At 44.3% G+C, this 17,518-nt stretch carries 15 protein-coding genes; 12 read left to right on the plus strand and 3 right to left on the minus strand.

Annotated features, from left to right (window positions below; genetic code table 11):
* Positions 1 to 618: 618 nt before the first annotated feature.
* The 12 genes from proV to VER99_RS08010 all read left to right on the plus strand — a co-directional run bounded on the left by proV (position 619) and on the right by VER99_RS08010 (position 13,291).
* Positions 619 to 1,806 (plus strand): glycine betaine/L-proline ABC transporter ATP-binding protein ProV, encoded by a 1,188-nt coding sequence (proV, locus tag VER99_RS07955; RefSeq protein WP_014231965.1) that lies wholly within the window; start codon positions 619 to 621, stop codon positions 1,804 to 1,806.
* A 4-nt stretch (positions 1,807 to 1,810) separates the two neighbouring features.
* Positions 1,811 to 2,890 (plus strand): glycine betaine/L-proline ABC transporter permease ProW, encoded by a 1,080-nt coding sequence (proW, locus tag VER99_RS07960; RefSeq protein WP_020336359.1) that lies wholly within the window; start codon positions 1,811 to 1,813, stop codon positions 2,888 to 2,890.
* A complete protein-coding gene (gene proX / locus VER99_RS07965; RefSeq protein WP_020336361.1) occupies positions 2,883 to 3,890 on the plus strand; it encodes a glycine betaine/L-proline ABC transporter substrate-binding protein ProX in 1,008 nt (335 codons plus the stop codon). Before proW ends, proX begins: the two co-directional genes overlap by 8 nt.
* A 242-nt stretch (positions 3,891 to 4,132) precedes the next feature.
* Positions 4,133 to 4,744 (plus strand): thermostable hemolysin, encoded by a 612-nt coding sequence (locus VER99_RS07970; RefSeq protein WP_020336362.1) that lies wholly within the window; start codon positions 4,133 to 4,135, stop codon positions 4,742 to 4,744.
* 7 nt (positions 4,745 to 4,751) lie between these two features.
* Positions 4,752 to 6,287 carry an AMP-binding protein gene (locus VER99_RS07975; protein WP_020336363.1) on the plus strand — a complete coding sequence of 512 codons (1,536 nt, stop codon included), beginning with the start codon at positions 4,752 to 4,754 and terminating at the stop codon, positions 6,285 to 6,287.
* 10 nt (positions 6,288 to 6,297) lie between these two features.
* A complete protein-coding gene (locus VER99_RS07980) occupies positions 6,298 to 6,981 on the plus strand; it encodes a TenA family transcriptional regulator (protein ID WP_020336364.1) in 684 nt (227 codons plus the stop codon).
* An 8-nt stretch (positions 6,982 to 6,989) separates the two neighbouring features.
* Positions 6,990 to 7,784 (plus strand): SDR family oxidoreductase, encoded by a 795-nt coding sequence (locus VER99_RS07985; RefSeq protein ID WP_020336365.1) that lies wholly within the window; start codon positions 6,990 to 6,992, stop codon positions 7,782 to 7,784.
* Positions 7,785 to 7,798: 14 nt separating this feature from the next.
* The gene (locus tag VER99_RS07990) at positions 7,799 to 8,434 is read left to right on the plus strand and encodes a tetratricopeptide repeat protein (RefSeq protein WP_020336366.1); all 636 of its coding nucleotides are present in this window, start codon (positions 7,799 to 7,801) and stop codon (positions 8,432 to 8,434) included.
* Positions 8,435 to 8,437: 3 nt separating this feature from the next.
* Positions 8,438 to 9,094, plus strand: a complete 657-nt coding sequence (locus tag VER99_RS07995; protein ID WP_014231973.1) for a response regulator — start codon at positions 8,438 to 8,440, stop codon at positions 9,092 to 9,094.
* Complete coding sequence (locus VER99_RS08000; protein WP_020336367.1) at positions 9,084 to 10,496, plus strand: sensor histidine kinase; 1,413 nt, start codon at positions 9,084 to 9,086, stop codon at positions 10,494 to 10,496. Before VER99_RS07995 ends, VER99_RS08000 begins: the two co-directional genes overlap by 11 nt.
* Before the next feature lie 200 nt (positions 10,497 to 10,696).
* Complete coding sequence (locus tag VER99_RS08005) at positions 10,697 to 12,637, plus strand: LTA synthase family protein (protein ID WP_020336368.1); 1,941 nt, start codon at positions 10,697 to 10,699, stop codon at positions 12,635 to 12,637.
* Between the two features lie 270 nt (positions 12,638 to 12,907).
* Positions 12,908 to 13,291 (plus strand): hypothetical protein, encoded by a 384-nt coding sequence (locus tag VER99_RS08010; RefSeq protein WP_014231976.1) that lies wholly within the window; start codon positions 12,908 to 12,910, stop codon positions 13,289 to 13,291.
* Positions 13,292 to 13,378: 87 nt separating this feature from the next.
* Here VER99_RS08010 and VER99_RS08015 read toward each other — a convergent pair whose 3' ends face one another.
* The 3 genes from VER99_RS08015 to VER99_RS08025 all read right to left on the minus strand — a co-directional run bounded on the left by VER99_RS08015 (position 13,379) and on the right by VER99_RS08025 (position 17,428).
* A complete protein-coding gene (locus VER99_RS08015) occupies positions 13,379 to 14,113 on the minus strand; it encodes a hypothetical protein (protein WP_020336369.1) in 735 nt (244 codons plus the stop codon).
* A gap of 32 nt (positions 14,114 to 14,145) precedes the next feature.
* On the minus strand, positions 14,146 to 14,304 hold the full coding sequence (locus VER99_RS08020; RefSeq protein WP_014231978.1) for a hypothetical protein: 159 nt from the start codon (positions 14,302 to 14,304) through the stop codon (positions 14,146 to 14,148).
* Positions 14,305 to 14,782: 478 nt separating this feature from the next.
* Entirely contained in the window at positions 14,783 to 17,428 is a 2,646-nt protein-coding gene (locus VER99_RS08025) for a S8 family serine peptidase (protein WP_014231979.1), read from the minus strand.
* Between the last annotated feature and the right edge of the window lie 90 nt (positions 17,429 to 17,518).

Genomic DNA, 17,518 nt, shown 5'->3' on the forward strand with positions numbered 1-17,518 from the left:
ATGTGACACTAGTCACACTTTATAGCCATTTAACCATATATTAAAATATTTGAGTTCTAATCTTATTCAGAAGCTGTTAATAGCGCGGGGGATCGTAAATTAGAAAATAATATATCGCGTACACTCTATTTTTCGGGATAACCTAAAGCCTATCAACGAATAGAGACGCACTGTTTTGCCGCTACCATGCATGAAAGCGCTCAAATTCCTTACTGTTTAATCAACCAATCTAAGTTCCAAACAATTTTCTCTACCATTTTCCTAACCAATCCATCCCAAATCAAAACAACAAGCCAGCCATTTGTTATCTAAACATTTGACCTCTAATCTCTATTTCTTAAGCAAAGCGGCCTCATCTTGATTAAAATACACTCAACGCCTGTACACAAATATGTCTAATAAAGTTCAAGATTAATTTAGCACCGTCTATTAGACCCAAAAAATCCAGATAAAATTAAACATAAATAACTGTTATTAAACAATTTAATGGTTATTAAAAATATCAAAGAAAGCACCCAAAACCAGTTGGAACCAAGATCACACACAACCCTAGTTCGTTGATATTTTTTCAAAAATTAATTAGAGTACAAAACGTTTAACACAAAAAAGGACGATTACATGGACCCCATACTGGAAGTTAAGGGACTTTATAAAGTGTTTGGTGAGAACCCAGAGCGTGCTTTCTCACTTATCGACAAAGGTGTCGATAAAGACAACATCTTTGAGCAAACTGGGTTAACTGTCGGTGTAAACGATGTTTCTCTATCTATCAATGAAGGGGAAATCTTCGTCATTATGGGCCTATCAGGCTCAGGTAAATCCACTCTTGTCCGCCTCCTAAACAGATTGATTGAACCAACCAAAGGGAGTGTTTTCCTTAAAGGTAAAGACATTGCCCACATCTCTGAAGACGAACTAAGAGAAGTCCGTCGTAACAACATCTCAATGGTTTTCCAAAGCTTCGCACTGATGCCACATATGACGGTGATTGAAAACGCCGCCTTTGGTCTTGAGCTGTCCGGAGTTAATGTAGAGAAAAGACGAGCCAGCGCTCTGTCTGCGCTAGAGCGCGTAGGGTTAGATACTTACGCTGAGTCATTTCCGGATGAACTGTCAGGCGGTATGAAGCAACGTGTAGGCTTAGCAAGAGCACTTGCCTGTGACCCTGACATTCTTCTGATGGACGAAGCATTCTCTGCCCTCGACCCGCTTATTCGAACTGAAATGCAAGACGAGCTTATCCGTTTACAGAATGACGATAAGCGAACAATCGTGTTCATTTCTCACGATCTTGACGAAGCGATGCGAATCGGTGACAGAATTGCGATCATGCAAAATGGTGCGGTTGTTCAAGTTGGTACACCGGATGAAATCCTTCACAACCCCGCTAACGACTATGTAGAAGCCTTCTTCCGCGGCGTAAACATAGCCAGTGTTTTGACGGTTAAAGATATCGCTCGTAAAAAGCCAGCAGCCGTGTTTAAAAAATCGGATAACGACGGTCCGGGATCTGCAATGCAGATACTCATGGACCATGATCGTGAATACGGTATTGTCATCGACAAATCCAGCCGCTACTCCGGCATTGTTTCGCTCGAGTCATTACGCTCAGCGCACAAAGAAAATCGCTCCTTAGCCAGCGCACAGTTAGAGAACGATGTCACCCTCCAACCACACCAGTCGATTAACGATATTTTAGGCGTGGTTGCTGACGTTCCTTATGCAGTACCCGTTGTCGATGAACAAGGGACTTACTTTGGCGTTGTGACGAAATCACGTCTTCTGCAAACACTAGACAAGGAGTAAGGCAATGTCATCAGAAGAAACAAATAACGATCCGTGGGCTCAGCCAGCTCCTGCGCAAGATGATCCCTGGGGTCAAACTTCGGACGCAGCCACCAGCAATGACTGGCTCAGCTCGGAAACAGTTGAACATGCACCGTTCGATATCATGCACCCATTTGAGGAAGCTGTACTTCCTCTCGATGACTGGGTAGAGACAGGATTAAACTGGTTAGTGGATCACGGCCGTCCGGTTTTTCAGGCGATTCGAGTTCCAATCGACTTTATTCTGACCTCATTTGAAACCACACTTGTGTCAACGCCAGCACCAATTATGGTACTGGTTCTGTTTCTACTCGCGTGGCAATTCTCAAACTTCAAACTGGGCGTATCGACCGCTCTATCTCTCATCTTCATTGGATTGATTGGCGCTTGGTCTCAAGCGATGACCACACTGTCACTGGTCTTAACAGCCGTATTTTTCTGTCTGTTGATCGGGCTACCTTTAGGGATATGGCTTGCAAGAAGTGACACCGCGGCAAAATTTGTCAGGCCGATCTTAGATGCCATGCAAACCACACCTGCGTTCGTTTATCTGGTACCTATCGTTATGCTGTTTGGTATCGGTAATGTTCCTGGTGTTGTGGTTACGATTATTTTCGCACTTCCGCCCGTTGTTCGTTTGACCATTCTGGGCATTCAACAAGTACCGGAAGAACTGATCGAAGCGGGTCACTCTTTTGGGGCAAGCAAAAAACAGATGCTGTATCGCATCCAATTACCTTTGGCACTCCCAACCATCATGGCAGGTGTAAACCAAACTCTGATGCTTTCGCTCTCTATGGTGGTTATCGCCTCCATGATCGCTGTCGGAGGCTTGGGTCAAATGGTGTTACGTGGTATCGGGCGACTTGATATGGGTCTAGCGGCTGTAGGTGGTATCGGTATCGTAATCCTTGCGATTCTTTTAGACCGAATAACTCAGGTATTAGGCGTAAACGCAGGTAATACCAAACTGCGCTGGTATCACACGGGTCCTGTTTCATACCTGTTAAAACTGAAAACGAACCAAGACGATAAAAAACTTAGGAGAAAAACGAATGAATAGTTCATGGAAGACAACCCTTTCTATTGGGGCACTAAGTACCATTGCTTTTTCGACAAGTGGTATTGCAGCCGATCTACCAGGTGAAGGTGTGACTGTTCAACCAGTGCAGTCAACCGTAGCAGAAGAGACGTTTCAAACGTTAATCGTAAATCGTGCGTTGGAAGAACTTGGCTACGACGTTCAGCCAACCAAAGAAGTAGACTACAACGTTGGCTACACTTCCATTGCTAAAGGCGACGCGACGTTTCTAGCCGTTGGCTGGTTCCCTCTTCACGCCGACAAGTACACCATGTCTGGTGGTGACGATAAGTTCTATCGCAAAGGCCAGTACGTTAGCGGCGCGGCCCAAGGCTACTTGATCGACAAGAAAACCGCAGAGAAATATGGCATTACCAATATTGGCCAATTGAAAGATCCAAAACTGGCGAAACTGTTTGATGCCAACGGTGACGGTAAAGCCGATCTAACTGGCTGTAACCCAGGTTGGGGTTGTGAAATGGTGGTTGAACACCAGATGGATGCTTTCAAACTTCGTGACACCGTCACGCATAACCAAGGTAACTATGCCGCGATCATCGCAGACACCATTTCTCGTTACAAGAAAGGCGAACCAATCCTTTACTACACTTGGACGCCATACTGGGTAAGTGGTGTTTTGGTTCCGGGTAAAGACGTCGTTTGGTTAGAAGTACCATTCTCTTCACTACCTGGTGAGCGTAACGATATCGACACTACCCTGCCAAACGGTAAGAACTACGGTTTCGAAATGAACTCTATGCGCATCGTTGCGAATAAAGAGTTTACTGAGAAAAACCCAGCGGCAGCTAAGCTGTTTGAAATCATGAAGCTCAACATTAATGACGTAAGTGCACAAAACATGATGATGAGCCAAGGTAAAAACAGTACCGCGGATATCGAGTCTCATGTTAACGGCTGGATTAAAGCGCACCAAAAAATGTTCGATGGCTGGGTAGCCGAAGCTAAGAAAGCGGCGATGTAAACCATCAGATAACGACTTTTAGAGTGCGATGTAACAGCACAACTCACGACAATAAGAGCCATTGGTTGAGCCAACTGGCTCTTATTTTTTGACCTTTCCAGCCTAAACATGCCACTCCCTACTTCTTCTAAGCTACTGAAACTGCATTTGTAAGATAAAATTCAGTTAAATTTCATTCCTTAAGAGTTTCTTAAGTTTCGCGTTTTATTTTGTTGGTGACTAAACAACAAATGGAAGCGCTAATGAAAAAACATGAACAGACTTCTATTCAGGGTTTTACTTTAGACATCGTAAGCCCGACTCATCCTCTTTGGCATGATGTGATCGAGCATGTTTCTCTTCGTTATCAAGAAGCATTTTTTGCCGAACTTAAAGTTTTCATGCCTGCGTATTTAACGCTCATCGATAACGACAAAATTATTTCAGTTTGTGGGTTTCGTATTGCAGAGCAAGAGCCTCTATTTCTCGAACAATATTTAGAGGACGAAGCGCAAAACCTTGTCTCAACCGTTTTTCAGTGTGACGTAAAACGCTCCAATCTGGTTGAGTTTGGACACCTTGCCTCATTTGCGAAAGGCATGTCTGCCCTGCACTTTTACCTGATTGCTCAAATGCTGGTAGATCTTGGCTTTGAGTGGTGCATTTTCACCGCAACAGATCCTCTTCACGCCATGATGGCTCGTCTTGGATTAGAACCACAAACCCTCGCTCAAGCCGATCCAAACAAGGTTCCGGATTCGCTATCGACTTGGGGGTCTTATTACGATCATCAACCGCGTGTGCTCGCTGGAAACCTGGTCAAAGGGTTAGAGCGTCTTCGTTTAGTTCACGAACGCAAAAGCAAACAAGCGTAGGTAAAATATGAATATTCTTTTCGATACTCTTAACCAGTGGGCTAATACAAAACCCAATCAAATTGCACTTGTTGGTACCGATGAACAGGGACAAAGCGTTCAATTTACGTATGCTGAACTGCTGGAGGAAATAGAACAGACTGCTGAAGCGTTAAAGGCTCTGAATATAGAAGCACTAGCGCTACGTGCTGAAAACAGCGTGAACTGGGCAATTATCGATTTGGCGGCAATGGCAGCGAATATCGTCGTTGTCCCTATTCCTACTTTCTTTTCGAATGCACAAGTGGCGCACACGTTAAAAGAGTCTCGCGTCGACGCACTGATTGGCGACTGGCAAGATGTCTCACTGCCAGCATCTATAGAGCCTCAAGCGAACCAAAATACAAGCACCAAAGTCGCTGGCTTGAATGTCTTACGCATAGCCGTTCAAGGTTCCACTTCTTATCTAGCAGGAACGGGGAAAATCACCTTCACCTCGGGTTCAACAGGTCAGCCAAAAGGTGTCTGTTTAAGTAATGGTCATCTCTGTGCAGTGGCACAATCGCTAGCAAAAAGTGTTGACGGTTTAGCCAAATCACATTTGGTTTTACTTCCCCTATCGACATTGCTGGAAAACATCACAGGGATTTATGTACCACTTTTATTGGGCGCGACTTCCCATATTCTGCCCGGCGAAAAAACCGGTTTGTTGGGCTCCAGTCAGTTCGACGCGGGGTTATTTGCCAAAGTGTTAGCGGAGATTAAGCCAGACAGCTTAGTACTCACTCCTGCGCTGTTGCTCGCGCTTACCCATATTGTCAGACAGCAGCCAGATCTTGCTGCTTCGCTGAAATTTGTCGCCGTTGGAGGCGCAAGAGTGTCGTCATCTCTGATTAACGCAGCTCACGCGCTGAACATTCCCGCTTTTGAAGGCTACGGCTTATCGGAATGTGGCTCGGTCGTTTGTTTAAACACGCCTTTGTCTTTCAAAGCTGGGACGTGTGGAAAACCACTGCCGCATACACAAATTCGTATCGCAGAAGATGGTGAACTGCATGTAAAGGGCAACATCGCACTGGGCTATTTGAATGAGCCTTTTAGTCAAGAATGGCTAGCAACGGGCGACTTAGCTCAGCTCGATGAACAAGGGTTTGTCACCTTATCTGGTCGCAAGAAAAACCTTATCGTCACCGCTTATGGACGAAATGTGTCACCTGAGTGGATTGAGTCCGAAGCATTGGCATTTCTGCCTAATGTTCCGCTCATTGTCACAGGTGACGGACGGCTTGCGTTGTGCGCCATTGTCGCCACCAGCGAGAACCTGGTAGAAAAAATTTCCGCATTAAATAGCACACTGCCTGATTACGCGCGAATCCAGACTTTGCTGGTCATCAAAAATCCTCGAGCCATCGCAAGTTGGTACACCGAAAACGGCAAACTTAAACGCAGTGAAATCGAACACAGTGTTAATCAACTAATCACGAATACGAATCCAGAATTCATGCTGCAAGGTCAAAAGGTTCAAAAACTTGACCTGCCTTTACCGCAGCCCATCGCATATTAAGGAGAAGGTTATGACCCTTTTTTTCGAACAACTAAAACAACAAACTTCAGCAGCTCAACAAGTTATGCTTAGCGCGCCAGTAATTGGTGACGTGCAGCAAGGTCAAATTTCTAAGCAGATGTATATCGCCTTTCTTACCCAGGCTTATCATCACGTTAAACACACCGTGCCACTGCTGATGGCTTGTGGAGGCCGACTATCTTCTGAATATGAATGGGTTCGTGAAGCCATTGCTGAATATATTGAGGAAGAAAAAGGCCACCAAGAATGGATTCTCAATGATATCCAAGCCTGTAGCGGTAACGCTGACGCTGTGCGTAACAATCAGGACGAAGGCCGAGTCGGACAAGCAATCGAGTTGATGGTGTCTTACCTCTACCACAACATTGATCGAAATAACCCATTAGCGCTGTTTGGCATGGTCTGGGTTCTGGAAGGTACAAGTGTTGGTATCGGCGGGCAGATGGCAGAGAAAATCCAGTCTGTGCTGGGCCTTCCTCCTTCTGCAATGACCTATCTCGTTTCTCATAGCGTGTTGGATCAGGATCACCTGCAGTTTTTTGAGTCATTGATGAACAAAATAACCAAAGAGGAAGATCAGCAAGTCATCATCGACTCGGCAAACATGGTGTTTTCTCTTTATGGCCAGATGCTTCGAGCATTGCCATCTTACTCGAATCAGCAAGCCGCGTGAGGTAAGCAATGAACATCAAAGACAGCAAAATTCTACTCACTGGTGCAACAGGCGGGATTGGTCAGTCTATTGCAACAGAGTTGGCCAATCGCGGTGCGACATTAATACTAGTTGGAAGAAATGAAGAAAAGCTATTCACGCTGATGGCTTCTCTCGCTAATCCAGATTCCCACGACGTATTAGTCGCAGACATTACCACTACCGATGGACTGAATGCCGTACGTGATCTAGCCCGACAAAAACAAAAAGTGGATGCGCTAATCAATAACGCCGGAAGTAACGACTTCTCTTTATTAAGTCAAAAACGTCCGACACAGATTGAAGCGGATATTCAACTCAACTTGGTGGCACCCATGCTGCTTTGTCAGTCTGCACTTTCCTGGCTGAAGCAACCAGGCGTTATCCTAAACATTGGTTCCACATTCGGCTCCATTGGATATCCAGGTTATACCTCTTATTGCGCAGCAAAAGCGGGACTGCACCGTTTCACTGAAGCGCTGGACCGTGAGTTGTTTGCGACTGGAATTCGGGCTCTGTACCTAGCACCTAGAGCCACCGAGACGTCATTAAACAGCGACACGGTTAATGAACTGAACCAGAAATTGGGAAACAAAACCGATTCACCACAGGTGGTCGCTGAGCACGTAGTCACCATGCTGGAAAAAGAGATTTCAGCCAAATGGATCGGCTGGCCAGAAAAGCTATTCGCACGCATTAATCAACTGCTGCCAAACATCGTGTCATCAGCGATTAGAAAACAGCAAGACACCATCCATGAATATGTAAACCGCGCCAGCCACTAAAAAGGACAGAAACGATGAATACTAAACAACTACTATGCACTTTAACTGTATGTTCAGCGTTAGCTTCAACCGCTGCGTTGGCAGGAAACAGCCCGCTTCAAGATGTGCAAAAGAAATGGGCAGAGTGTCAGTACAGCACACCTAGCAGTGATGAAAAGGAAAATTGCTTTAATCGCGCAATTGCAAAAACCAGTATTTACTTAGACAGAGAACCGGGCAACCCAGAGCTGACGGTTTGGCTGGCTATCAATAAAGCGTCTCTTGCGGGAGCTAAAGGTGGATTGGGTGCACTGTCTCTAGCGAAAGAAGCGAAGTCTCTGCTTGAACAAGTCATTAAAACTTCACCACAAACTCTTGATGGATCAGCTTACACCAGCCTGGGTTCGCTGTATTATAAAGTTCCGGGGTGGCCAATTGGGTTTGGTGATGACGATAAAGCTGAACAAATGTTGAAAAAAGCTTTAGAGATCAACCCAAATGGCATCGATCCTAACTATTTTTATGGTGATTTCCTTGCTGAGGAAGGAAGAGATCAAGAAGCGAAAGTGTATCTGACTCAAGCGATGCAAGCCTCTCCTCGCCCTGACCGTCCTTTAGCTGATAAAGGCAGAAGACAAGAAATCGAAGCAACGCTAGGGAGACTAAAATAATTTATGCGCTTATTGCTGGTAGAAGATGACAAACTACTCGGCCAATCCATGGTGACTTCACTTAGTCGCCATGGATACACCGTGGACTGGTTGGAAAAAGGGGCGGGTGTGACTAGCGCACTTAAAACTGAAGCGTTTACTGCCGTGATTTTAGACCTCACTTTGCCCGATATTGATGGATTAGAGGTGCTACGTAACATTCGAAAAGGCGGATTTAAACTACCAGTCATGATACTCACGGCACGAGATGATATTCGCGATCGTGTTCAGGGCCTGGATAGTGGCGCGGATGATTACCTCGGCAAACCATTTGCATTGGAAGAACTACTTGCGCGGTTGCGTGTTGTCATTCGACGTCAATCAGGCAGTGCCGACGAGCTTATTCAAGTAGGATTATTATCTCTGTCATTATCTGAGCAGAACATTCGTTATGACGGCGTGCCTCTCAAACTGACCCGCAATGAGTTTAAAATTCTAACGAGTTTGATCACCAACGCAGGTCGGGTACAAAGTAAAGAGCAGCTGCAACAATCTCTGCATGGCTGGGATGAAGGCGCGAGTGACAACGCGATAGAAGTACACATACACAACTTACGTAAAAAAGCGCCAAACGTAGCGATTAAAAACATTCGTGGTGTGGGGTACATTCTTGAAAAATAACAAGCCCTACTCTTTAAAACGTAAGCTTACCGTCTCTGTTGGCTTGCTGGTCTCGACCTTACTCCTGATATCACTTTATTTCAGTTTTGAATCCGCCAAACATGAGGTGGAAGAGGTTTATGACGCAAGGCTTGGACAATCCGCGAAACTGATGTTTCTCACCCTTTCGGTATCGAAAGAAGAGAGCACACTTGCTAATCATAAAGAGTTGTTCCAGCAATGGATGCAAAATATCAAGCAGTTAGCAAAAGCCGATGGTGATGAAGCAACCAAGTTCGGCCACCCCTACGAACAAAACCTCGTGTTTCAGTTTTTCAGGAACGATGAACTCATTTGGAGTTCGTCCCCCAGCCTGCCTCCGCTTTCGACTTCATCAAACAACAACGGCTACTTTGACATTAAAGTAAACAGCACAGCGTGGAGAACCTTCCAGCTCTCTTTCCCTCATACCACCCATAACAATGAGTATGTCGTGGTGGCTGAGAAACAGAAAATAAGACAAGAGATCATTCGTGAAATTGCTCTGTCGACATTGATTGAACAGATCTTGCTGATCCCAACGTTATTGCTTTTGTTGATTTGGTTGATTCAACGCTACTTTCGCCCCATCAATGAGCTTCGTAGTGCCATCACACAAAGAAATGTACATCGATTAGATCGAATACACGTAACGGACCACACGGTAGAACTAGACCCTTTGGTAAATGCGCTAAACTCGCTGCTGTCTGAGCTGGAACAGGCATGGCAACGTGAAAAACGCTTTACTCGCGCCGCAGCTCACGAGTTGAAAACACCGCTCACTATACTGCGCCTAAACGCTGAAAATGCGCTTCAGAGTAATGATCCGGAACAACTGCGCGGTGACCTGGAAAATATCCTCAAAGGCATAGAACGAACCGACCGGCTTATTCATCAGCTTCTCACTTTAGCCAAAGTAGACAGTCTCTCAGAACGTGTATTTAACACTATTGAGCTTACTCCTCTGCTACAAACGGTAGTAGCCGATCTGGCTCCGCTGGCATTGAGACAAGAGCAAGACATCAGCCTGTCCTCTCTGGATGTTCAGGTGTCAGGAGATCCGATGTTGCTCGGTGTCCTGTTCCGTAACCTGATAGATAACGCTATTCGATATTCCGGTGCGAATAGCGAAATTCAGGTGCAAGTGACCCAGAATAAGAATGCCATCAAAGTGTCTGTATCGGATACAGGGCCAGAAATTGCTCAAGAAACTCGTGAGAGAATTTTTGAGCAATTTTATCGTGGTCACTCAGAAACCGGCGATGGTGCTGGTCTCGGTATGTCAATTTGCAAAGACATTGCATTACTGCACAATGCCACGATTGAGATTGCTCCTCGGGAAAACGGGATGAATACGTTTGTGATCGCATTCCCCAATACCTAACAAGCGAACCAACCGCGTCAAGTTGCGCATAGCTTGCGCGGTTATTGACCCAACTATCAGTGAGGCTCGTCGCATTCCCAAATAAAAACTCAGATACTTCTCCTTTCACATATAGATTGCGGTTATGTTTCACGTTTATTTCACGCTACCCGTGATAAAAACTGCGTCGCACAATTTTTAAATCTATCAAATAAGTAAATATGAGAAGTACTTTTAATAGACCCGTTTTTGGGCCACTACAGCCAATTGCTGTTTTTTCCTTGTTTTCACTCGCTTTCTTATCACTTTCACGAATTCTGTTACTCTTTTGGCAATCAGACCGAATCGAATCATTTCAAGATCTCATTTATATTCTTGGCCAAGGTGTTCGCGTAGATTTCGCTACATTGTGTTGGTTATTTATTCTCCCTGCTCTGCTGTCTGCACTGCTGCCTTTGAAGGGCAAAATAGGCAATGGCTGGAAGTGGATACTGCGCCTGTGGATGGTCGCTGGCCTATGGATTCTGGTCTACATGGAATTGGCAACCGCTCCGTTTATTCAGGAGTATGACCTGCGCCCTAACCGCCTGTTCATCGAGTACTTAATTTATCCTAAAGAAGTCATGAGCATGCTCTGGACAGGTTATAAGCTAGAACTGTTCATTGGTGCCGCTGGTACGGCTATTACTCTTATTTTAGGTTGGAAATGGAGTAAAAAACTGACTGATTCTGCACAGCAGATCCACTGGAAGTGGCGTCCTTTGTTGGCGATTTTGGTTGTACTGATTGGTGTCGCAGGCGCGCGCTCTTCTTTGGGTCACCGTCCTCTTAACCCAGCGATGGTAGCCTTCTCTAGCGACCCTCTATTGAACGACCTGACCCTCAACTCTTCATATTCTCTGTTGTTTGCCGTCAATAACATGAAATCGGAAAAGAGTGCTGAGCAGTTTTACGGCAAGATGGATAGCCAAAAAATGTTGGAGATCGTTCGCGAATCGTCGAAGAAATCGGATTTTAACCCTGAACTCTTGCCAACAATGAATCACAACTCTGCGACTTACAAAGGAAAACCTAAAAATTTAGTTATCCTGTTGCAAGAAAGTTTAGGTACGCAGTTTGTGGGCTCTTTAGGTGGCCTGCCATTGACCCCAAATCTGGACAAATTAACAGAGGAAGGCTGGTTATTTACCCAAATGTACGCCACGGGGACACGATCAGTACGAGGCATTGAAGCGGTGACAACTGGTTTTCCACCATCCCCTTCACGTTCGGTTGTGAAACTGAGCAAAAGCCAAACCGGCTTCTTTACTATTGCTGATTTGTTGAAAAATCAAGGTTATCACACACAGTTTATCTATGGCGGTGAGGCAAACTTCGACAACATGAAGACCTTCTTCTTTGGGAATGGTTTTGAACAAATTGTTGAAGAAAAAGATTACCGAAACCCCGGCTTCGTTGGATCATGGGGCGTAAGTGACGAAGACCTTTATAACAAAGCGGATGAAGAGTTCGAACGCCTGTCTAAGGATGACAAACCATTTTTCAGCTTAGTGTTCACATCAAGTAACCATAGCCCGTACGAATACCCTCAAGGTAAAATTGAGCAGTATGATGAGAACTACATGACGCGTAACAACGCGGTGAAGTATTCAGATTACGCGCTTGGCACCTTCTTTGAAAAAGCAAAGAAATCTGGCTACTGGGATGACACCATATTTATCGTGATTGCCGACCATGATGCTCGTGTATCAGGCGCTAACTTAGTGCCGGTCAAACACTTCCACATCCCTGCATTGATCATTGGTAAAGGGATTGAGCCTCGAAAAGACGATCGGATTTCTAACAACATCGACATGCCGCCAACACTGCTTTCTCTGATTGGCGTTGATGCCAAAAGCCCGATGATTGGACGCGATCTGACCAAGCCGTTAGCACGAGAAGACGAACGCGCTATGATGCAGTACGACAAAAACTTTGGTTACTTAACGCGTGATAACTTGGTCGTGTTCTCTCCTGGAGAAAAAGTGACTACTTTGTCATACGACTTTGAAAACAAAACAATGCAACCTTTGGATGTTGAAGAAGCCATTGTTGAAAGAGCGAAAGCCAATGCGCTATTCGCTTCAAAAGCGTATAAACATGATTGGTACTCATCTCAATAAGAAGAAGATTGGGGGTTAATACTGATTAAAAGAGGAGCCATTTGAGCTCCTCTTTCTACTTGTAAAAGATCCTTAGCTTTTCGACATCGAATGTAAAGTTCGTAGCGGAAAAACCACATTTTTAGTCTTCAACCCAAAAATGAATTATTATTCACCAAAAAAGACTAAAAATATCATTTTAATTTCCATTCAACCATTCCCATTGGGACTTCAATAAATTAGACTCAAGTGAAAACCAACAGCTGTGTAGAAGACAAAAAAGGAATGGCAATGAGCTCAAGTATGATCCTTAGCGAGTCCCTAATCGAAAGCGGACGAGATATCCCACTAACCGAACTCCTGTACGCAAAACGCGTGCTTGATAACTACATGGCAGTGGCAAAGGATAGTAGTCCTCTTGAACTACTGACAGAAATGAAAGCAGCAGCACAACAAGTTGAATATTTCAAAACCGTTGATAACCCGTGTGAAGCTCGTAACGTCATCAGCGGTATGATCGATGAAATTGCCAAGGCGACAACGTTCGCTGAATTCAAAACATTCGCGGGTAAACCTTCCCTAGCGTTAAACGAATTAATCGAAGATCGTGCGCAATTGATTAAACGCGAAAGAGAGCTACTGCTGGCGTCTGGCTACGACGCGTCACGTATTTAGCTTTTTAAACAAACAAGAGTACGAAAAAAGGAGCACTTATTGGTGCTCCTTTTTGTTTATGCTTATGTGAAGCGATAGTCAGACTAATTAGAGTCCCATGTCTTCACTCATTTCTTTGATCTGCTTTAAATCCATTTTGTGGACTTCAATCAGCTGATCAACCTGGCTTAAGCGTGATGTGGCTTCGTCATGTTTGTTGCACACATCAGATTTTACATCCCAAGACTTGCCTTCTAAGTACACATCGCACTCTTTCTTTAGCTTACTAATTTTCGGCAGTAAACTTTCACGCTCTTTTTCTAAAGATTCTAATTCTTGTGAGACTTTTAGCTCTTTTTGGAAAACTTCGCGCGAACGTTCCAGCATTGTCGCTTGTATACCACTCTGGCGAGTCAATTTTTCGTTTTCTGATTTAGTGGTACTAATCTTGTCGTTCTGTTGCTTAACCTGAGATTCAAGAGACAAGTTTACCTTCTCGACTTCGGTAAGTTGTGACTGTAGCGCTTTCAGCTCTTTTTGATGCTCCGCTTCTTTTGCCGCAAGAAGAGCCGCTACTTTGTCCTCGACTTCTTTTTCTAAGCCCGCTTCGCGAACTTGCACTTGCGATACCAGCTGAGTTTTATCCTGAGCAAGTACCTGATATTTCTCTTCTAAACTTTGATACGCCGATTCCCATTTGTACGCAGTTACAATGGAGCCGACTAAGCCACCCAAGGCAATGCCCAAGACCGCTGCAATTGCGATATAAATTTGAGTACGCTTGTCACGCTGCTCTATCACAACCACGTCTTCATGTTCTTCAATGTTATTCTGAGAACTCACCGTATATTACTCCAAGGAATCTTGTTATTTTGCTAGCGAATCAGTTCCGCGACCATTATTGATGCGGTGTAAATCAGGAATGCGCCTATCAAAATAATGATGGTCGCTTTTTGGACTTTTTCATTGGTTCGATAACGAAATAGCACGAATGCAAACACGATCAAAACCACTATGGCTAACAATCTGGTCATACAGCCTCCTTGTCCGATTGTGACTTCGTCTAAATCCATAGACAGTTTCACAAAAGTTTATTGTAACCTATTTCTATATTCCTCAACGTCAACATAGCGTAGATTTTAAGGTGAGTGCGGGTGTTTTGATCAATTTTGTGCTCTTAATTGAACTACTTACCTAGAGTCACAGAATAACCATTACCTGACGCTATGGAACATCTGGTCGACATTACGCTGCAAAATAGTGAAGTTTATACGGTGTATAACGCAAAACGATTAGCTAGCCATGATTACGCACGCTCTTGGCAAATAATTATTTGAAAAATAAATCCGCATTGGGTGTTCAAAGTCAGTCAAGATGCATGAAAAGGTTATCGGAACATTTAACGAGCGTGAGTTCTATTGGTCGATCCACTTGTGAGTCACGACCCTTTTTCTTGGGCTCATTAATAAAAACGCCCGCTAATTCGCGGGCGTATACACGGCGTAAAGGAAATTACCTTGTCAATGTAATTGGATGTGATTCCCAAGTTTCAATGTCTGGTGACATGTCGTTTTCACCAAGTAACTTATGGAATTCCAGCTTGATTATGTATTCTCCCGCTGGAGCATCGGTGCCATCAGCGAGTTTACCATCCCAGAAACCGAATTCTAATCCAGTACCTGCACCACTAGTACGCACCATGTACTGAACATCTTCCATCGTCACGCCTTCAGGCATATTACGCCAACCCAGAGGAGCAATAACCTTACCTTTGTTGTTTAGCACTTGTGCTTTAAATTTTCGCAACATAGGGAAGGCTTGTGATATCCCCATGAACACCGTATCGTCTTTTGCACTGTCGTTAGTAAAGTCTAAAGTGACAGGTACACCCGGACCATATGAAGGACCACAAGAACCTGCAATTTCGGTTTGGTTACAACATGGCGATTGCGTCCAAACAGGGCCACTACAGTTCGGTATTGCTTCTGGACGTGTAAAGAATGAGCTCATACTTGGGTTAATTTCAGTCAATGTCTCATTTTCTATAGGTAAGGCGTGATAGTCGCCTTTTAAACCTAAATAAGGAACACGAATGATTTGGCCCGTCTCAACTGCATCAAATACGATCCAACCTGAAATCACTGAACCCTCTGGCACGTCGGTAGGCTCTGTAATACTAAAATAGACTGTACCGTTACCACTTGCAGATACTTCAATTTGATCAACGTTAAACGTTACTTCAGCCGCTTCTTTCCTTGCAATCCATCGCTGAGTCATAGGTGGCGCTGCGGTTAATGCTGCTTCATGACGAACATTGAACGTTAATGTTTGATCAGAGTCGTTATTTAGCTCAATTGACCCATCAAAACTATGACCGTTCAAATCACCGATAGCAAATTTAGCAGGTAACGCAGTAACTTCGGTGGTTAATGCTTGAATAGCGTTTACCATACCAGCGCCTTGCAATGCTGTTGATGCAGGTCCAACTTCGCCAGTCCAACCAATGACTTGTGGCTGTGCAGTATTCATAAGGATGTTGCGAATATCGCCAGGCTTAAGTTTAGAGTTTGCTGACTTCATTAACGCTGTAATACCAGCTACATGGGGTGAAGCCATTGATGTCCCAGTTAAAAAGCCGTAATGCGCATACTGGCTTGGCATCGCAGAATAAATTCTTTCTCCCGGAGCCATTACTTCCGGCTTGAAGTCTAACTCGTGTGTTGGACCCCAAGTAGATGTAATTGAAGGAGTATTTGCATACGGGTTATCTATAGATACATAGTCACCCCAAATCACTGTTGTTTCTCCGGCTTCAATTTTGGCCTCTAAGGCCGGAACATCAATTGGTCTGATCTTCGCTACAGGAATCGATAGGTTTTGTTTATATGGAATCATATTGCTGGCCCAACGATACAACCAAAAGTCTGTATCATACAGCGGTTCATCCCACCAAATAATTGCCCCTGCGCCTTCTCTTTCCAACAAAGCAGCCTGTTTAGAGGTACATGAATAAGGGATGGATCCTTTCGGCTTTTTAACTAATACTGTTTTGCCTTCAAAAGGGCCAACCGGTTCAACATCACAGTCAAATGCGCCATAGTTAATCACTTCACTGCTGCCACCTAGAGGGACAGATGAATTATTCGCAATAACAAATGGTACTTTTAAATCATCTATTTTGAACGCTAACGCCGCATCATAGTAACTACCAATAGCAGAGGCTACCGCTGTTGACTTTTTAGCAATTGCGGGCGCTGCAGGAAGGAAAGGACCTGCAGACGCATTACCAATAGATACGACCGGCGCTATATCTTTTACCGCTAGTTTATCAACCGCTTTCGGTAAAATAGACTTTTGAATCACCCCACCACGGATTGAACCTAAACTCATGTTAACAACATCACAATCATCAGCAACGGCTTGCTCTAGCGCGTTCAAAATTGTTGATGTATAGCCACTGTTTTCACCACCAAATACTTTATAAATACGTAATTTAGCATCAGGCGCTACACCCACCATATTTGGGCCATTACCAGCAAGAATACCTGCGACGTGGGTACCGTGGTAGCCGGAGTCTGAGTAATCAGAATCACCCTCGGCAAAGTCATAACCACCTAAAATTTTACCAGCGAATGCCGGATGTTCGGCATCAATACCAGAATCAACCACACAGGCAGTAATACCTTTACCGGTAAAACCTGCAGCATGAGCCTCTGGAACACCCGTAAGGTTAGTTACTGTTATGGTTTCACGAGTAGCATCAGGTACTGCTTCTTCGATTTCTTCGCCTGAGAAGTAAACGTATTCAGGGTGAATAGCCTTTACCATTGAAAACTGTTCTATTGCTTTAATCGTTTCAGAATCTGCTTCAATCGAAACACCATTAACCAATCGGTTAAATTTGGAATGCTCTTTAAAATTAAGTTTCTTTTTCTTCGCTTGGCTACGAAAAGCGTTTTGTTCTTCCTGTATATCTTCTAGGTGAGAGCTTTCATTTGCATCGGTAACATCAGCAAGTGACTTACCTTTAAACTCAATGATATAGCGATCTTTTACACGACCATCACCGTCTATTTGATTCGCTAATGCTGTTGTTGAACAACAAGATAGCGCGACTATACAACTAGCTAACCTAGCTTTAAAACTAAGACTTTCCATTTACTTTCCTAATCCATTAGTTGTCGTAATTTTGAGACCTAGGCATAATTTTGATACCGAGGTCTATTTTTATGCTAAGGCGATATGCTA

The sequence above is a fragment of the Vibrio natriegens NBRC 15636 = ATCC 14048 = DSM 759 genome (assembly GCF_035621455.1).
Taxonomy (GTDB): Bacteria; Pseudomonadota; Gammaproteobacteria; order Enterobacterales; family Vibrionaceae; genus Vibrio; species Vibrio natriegens.

Excerpts from the sequence above, each read along its gene's own strand:
- proV (WP_014231965.1), top strand. The coding sequence starts at position 619 with ATGGACCCCATACTGGAAGTTAAGGGACTTTATAAAGTGTTTGGTGAG.
- proW (WP_020336359.1), top strand. The coding sequence starts at position 1,811 with ATGTCATCAGAAGAAACAAATAACGATCCGTGGGCTCAGCCAGCTCCT.
- proX (WP_020336361.1), top strand. The coding sequence starts at position 2,883 with ATGAATAGTTCATGGAAGACAACCCTTTCTATTGGGGCACTAAGTACC.
- VER99_RS07970 (WP_020336362.1), top strand. The coding sequence starts at position 4,133 with ATGAAAAAACATGAACAGACTTCTATTCAGGGTTTTACTTTAGACATC.
- VER99_RS07975 (WP_020336363.1), top strand. The coding sequence starts at position 4,752 with ATGAATATTCTTTTCGATACTCTTAACCAGTGGGCTAATACAAAACCC.
- VER99_RS07980 (WP_020336364.1), top strand. The coding sequence starts at position 6,298 with ATGACCCTTTTTTTCGAACAACTAAAACAACAAACTTCAGCAGCTCAA.
- VER99_RS07985 (WP_020336365.1), top strand. The coding sequence starts at position 6,990 with ATGAACATCAAAGACAGCAAAATTCTACTCACTGGTGCAACAGGCGGG.
- VER99_RS07990 (WP_020336366.1), top strand. The coding sequence starts at position 7,799 with ATGAATACTAAACAACTACTATGCACTTTAACTGTATGTTCAGCGTTA.
- VER99_RS07995 (WP_014231973.1), top strand. The coding sequence starts at position 8,438 with ATGCGCTTATTGCTGGTAGAAGATGACAAACTACTCGGCCAATCCATG.
- VER99_RS08005 (WP_020336368.1), top strand. The coding sequence starts at position 10,697 with ATGAGAAGTACTTTTAATAGACCCGTTTTTGGGCCACTACAGCCAATT.
- VER99_RS08010 (WP_014231976.1), top strand. The coding sequence starts at position 12,908 with ATGAGCTCAAGTATGATCCTTAGCGAGTCCCTAATCGAAAGCGGACGA.
- VER99_RS08020 (WP_014231978.1), bottom strand. The coding sequence starts at position 14,304 with ATGACCAGATTGTTAGCCATAGTGGTTTTGATCGTGTTTGCATTCGTG.
- VER99_RS08025 (WP_014231979.1), bottom strand. The coding sequence starts at position 17,428 with ATGGAAAGTCTTAGTTTTAAAGCTAGGTTAGCTAGTTGTATAGTCGCG.